The organism is Gemmiger formicilis (genome assembly GCF_016901605.1).
Classification (GTDB): domain Bacteria; phylum Bacillota; class Clostridia; order Oscillospirales; family Ruminococcaceae; genus Gemmiger; species Gemmiger formicilis_B.
In genome coordinates this window covers 1-2972 of record NZ_JACJKP010000254.1, presented here as the reverse complement: position 1 = coordinate 2972, position 2972 = coordinate 1, and the positions used below count along the sequence as shown (strand labels likewise).

The window sequence follows — 2972 nt, the reverse complement described above, 5'->3', positions numbered from 1 at the left end:
AGCACGTTTTTTCTTACGGTGCCACGCGCGTACAGTACGTTTGCACCGCCAGTCATCCAGGCGCTGCGACAAGGTATTCTTTTTTTTCTTTTGCGGTTGTTTATCAGTCTGGGTAGAATTCAAGGTACGGGGTCTCCTTTCCGCGCAACAACGTGGCAAAGACGAGGCAGCCTTCCTGGCGGGAAAACTTTACAGATCATTCAAATTCCAACCATCGAGCAGTCGTTCCGACTGCGCCAACGCCTGCATATCTGCAGGGAGAGGGCAGCTGACACGGATACTTTTGCCTGTAAGCGGATGGCAAAAGTTCAGAACACCGCAATGCAAAGCGTGACGAGCGATCACATCATCCGAACCGCCGTACAAAGTATCCCCAGCCAAGGGATGGCCGATATAAGCCATATGTACCCGGATCTGATGCGTGCGCCCTGTACGCGGTGTACAGGCCAACAAGCTGTGCCCCGGGCCTGCCGCAAGCACAGTATACTCCGTCAAACTATATTTGCCCTGCGGCGTGACGCAGCGTCCGATGATGGAATCTCCTCGTCTGCCGATTGGGGCTTCAACCTGCCCCGGGCCCAACGGCAGGGACCCTTGCACAATCGCCAGATAGCATTTTTGTGCCGTTTCCGAAAGCAACGGTGCCGCAAATGCATTCTGCGCACAAAGTACAAGGCCGCTGGTGTTTTTGTCGATTCTGTTTACTGGTCGGAAAACTCCGGTCTTCCCCTCACTTTGCAGATGATATATCCATCCGTTTGCCAGGGTATGATCCGGATAATTAAGGGTAGGGTGAACAGCCAACCCGGCAGGCTTGTCCAGCACTACCGCAAACGCGTCCTCGTATGCGATGGACACTGGAACAGGCTGCGGAACCACACTGGTAGGCGGTTCGGGAGGCAGTGCAAAGGTAATACGCTGACCACTGTGCACCGGCCGATCTGTGTGGATAGGGACATCGTCGGCATAGAAGCCTTCCCCCACATGTTTGACCGATTTGATCAGCCCGGCCGTAACACCGCGGGTACGCAAAAAAAGCCCCAGGCGTTGACCTTCGGCTTCAGGCGGCACGATATAGCACAATTCCATCGTTTCGTGCGCCCTCCTCCTACACCCATATGTGGACATTATAACACAAAGCCCACCATGATGCAAACCCAATGTTTGGTACAATGACTGTAAAAAAGCGGCACACCCACGTCATCAAATGGCGCAGATGTGCCGGAAATTTCTAGAAAAACGACTGGACCGTAAGCCGGGTTCTGTATCAAACGACGATCTATCTTGGCCTTGCGTCGCCGCAAGGCTCACGCCATCACCGGGACGCGCGAGGCTCCGCATAATGTCCCATACGGATGTTGCTTCAAGCAGGGTTTACATAGCCGCAAAGTCGCCAGTGCGCTGGTGAGCTCTTACCTCGCCTTTCCATCCTTACCGCGCAAGCGCGGCGGTTTCTTTCTGTTGCACTATCCCTGGGGTCACCCCCGGCTGCCGTTAGCAGTTGCCATGCCTCTGTGAAGCCCGGACTTTCCTCAGGCAGTTCTTGCGAACTGTCCCGCCGCCGTATGTTCCACTCGTTTTCGGTTCAGTATACCACAAATTCAGGTCGTTGGCAAGTCTTATAGAAGCAGCTGCAGGATCAGCAAAGTGATCACCCCGGGCACGCCCAAAACTACCGCCGTAAAAGAAGTGAACGGAGTGAGCGGCAACGAAACACCCGTGACGGGGTCCAGCAGCGCCAGAAGCGCCAATGCCCCCAAACCGCAAACCGCACCGGCCAGCAGCCCACGTAGAGGGTGATGCTGGTGCGCCGCGCAGCGCCCTACCACCAAAAGGCAAACAGCTGCTCCTCCCATGGTCCACCAGTTCATCATGGATCTTCGCCTCCTGAACGAAGCATCTGCAGCAGAGCGCGGCAACGGCACATTAAGGCCGCGTGCTGGTACGTCAACTGCTCGATATAAAACGGGTCCTGTGCCTCCTCAAAGGCCACCTCGTTGGCGTGCAGTTCCTGCATGGCCTTTTTCAGATCTTCCTGCATGGCGCAGCGCTGTTTTTCCCGGCGGGTCATTCGCTTAAACACAGGCTTCTCCCCCATCTTACAGCAAAATACAGATCAGACCGTCGCAGCCTTCATTGATAATGCGCTCCAATGTCAGTTGCAGACGGTTTCTGGCTTCCTGCGGCATATGCAACAGTTTGGCCTGGACTCCCTCACTCACCAGCTCATTGAGACTTTTACCGAAAATATTTGTGCTCCAAAGCTTACCGGGGTCGGTTTCAAAATCAGCCAGCAGGCTCTTGATCAGTTCTTCTCCCTGTTGTTCACTGCCCACAGTGGGCGACAATTCGGTGTGAATATTGGCCCGCATGATATGCAGGCTGGGAGCACTGGCGGACAACCGTACCCCATACTGGCCACCCTGACGGACGATTTCGGGTTCTTCCAGTGTCAACTCATCGATGCCCGGCATAACAATCCCATATCCCGTGGCTTCCACCTGATCCAGCGCAGACTTGATCTTGTCATATGCCCGTTTTGCCCGAGCCAAATTGACCACGCAAGGCAGAAGGCTTGCTTCGTCCACAATATCCAATCCGGTTTGTTCCCCAAGAATTTTATAGAAGATATCCGGTGCAATGCTTGCCGTAACACGCACCGTGCCGGTGGCCAGGTCCATTCCCGTGAGGGAGGTCGATGTGATATATTCACAATCCAGTTGAGGACGTTTTCCCGCCACATCTGCCATCTTGCGGATACCGCCCGCATAGTCAAGCATCGCACTATACACAGCGTTCTGAAGCCAATGCCCGGGTTCCAGCATGGTCACCCAGCTGGGCATATAGACCGCGATTTCCTGAACCGGGAATTCGTACAACAGGTTTTGCAACAGTCGATCCAATGTTTCTGCGGTCATGGCAACGCAATTGATCGGGAACACTGCGTGATTATAACGATCGGCCATTTGCGC

At 54.5% G+C, this 2972-nt stretch carries 4 protein-coding genes and 1 other RNA gene; all 5 read right to left on the bottom strand.

Features of this window, described 5'->3' with window-relative positions:
* Nucleotides 1-189: 189 nt before the first annotated feature.
* Complete coding sequence (locus tag H6B10_RS13750) at nucleotides 190-1089, bottom strand: RluA family pseudouridine synthase (RefSeq protein WP_204652123.1); 900 nt, start codon at nucleotides 1087-1089, stop codon at nucleotides 190-192.
* Nucleotides 1090-1236: 147 nt separating this feature from the next.
* An RNA gene (gene rnpB / locus H6B10_RS13745) (RNase P RNA component class A) lies at nucleotides 1237-1577 on the bottom strand.
* A 42-nt stretch (nucleotides 1578-1619) separates the two neighbouring features.
* Nucleotides 1620-1874, bottom strand: a complete 255-nt coding sequence (locus H6B10_RS13740; protein ID WP_204652122.1) for a pro-sigmaK processing inhibitor BofA family protein — start codon at nucleotides 1872-1874, stop codon at nucleotides 1620-1622.
* On the bottom strand, nucleotides 1871-2083 hold the full coding sequence (locus H6B10_RS13735) for a hypothetical protein (protein WP_204652121.1): 213 nt from the start codon (nucleotides 2081-2083) through the stop codon (nucleotides 1871-1873). Before H6B10_RS13735 ends, H6B10_RS13740 begins: the two co-directional genes overlap by 4 nt.
* Nucleotides 2084-2099: 16 nt before the next feature.
* Nucleotides 2100-2972 (bottom strand): stage IV sporulation protein A (locus H6B10_RS13730; RefSeq protein ID WP_243427394.1); only part of this gene is annotated, 873 nt, incomplete at its 5' end.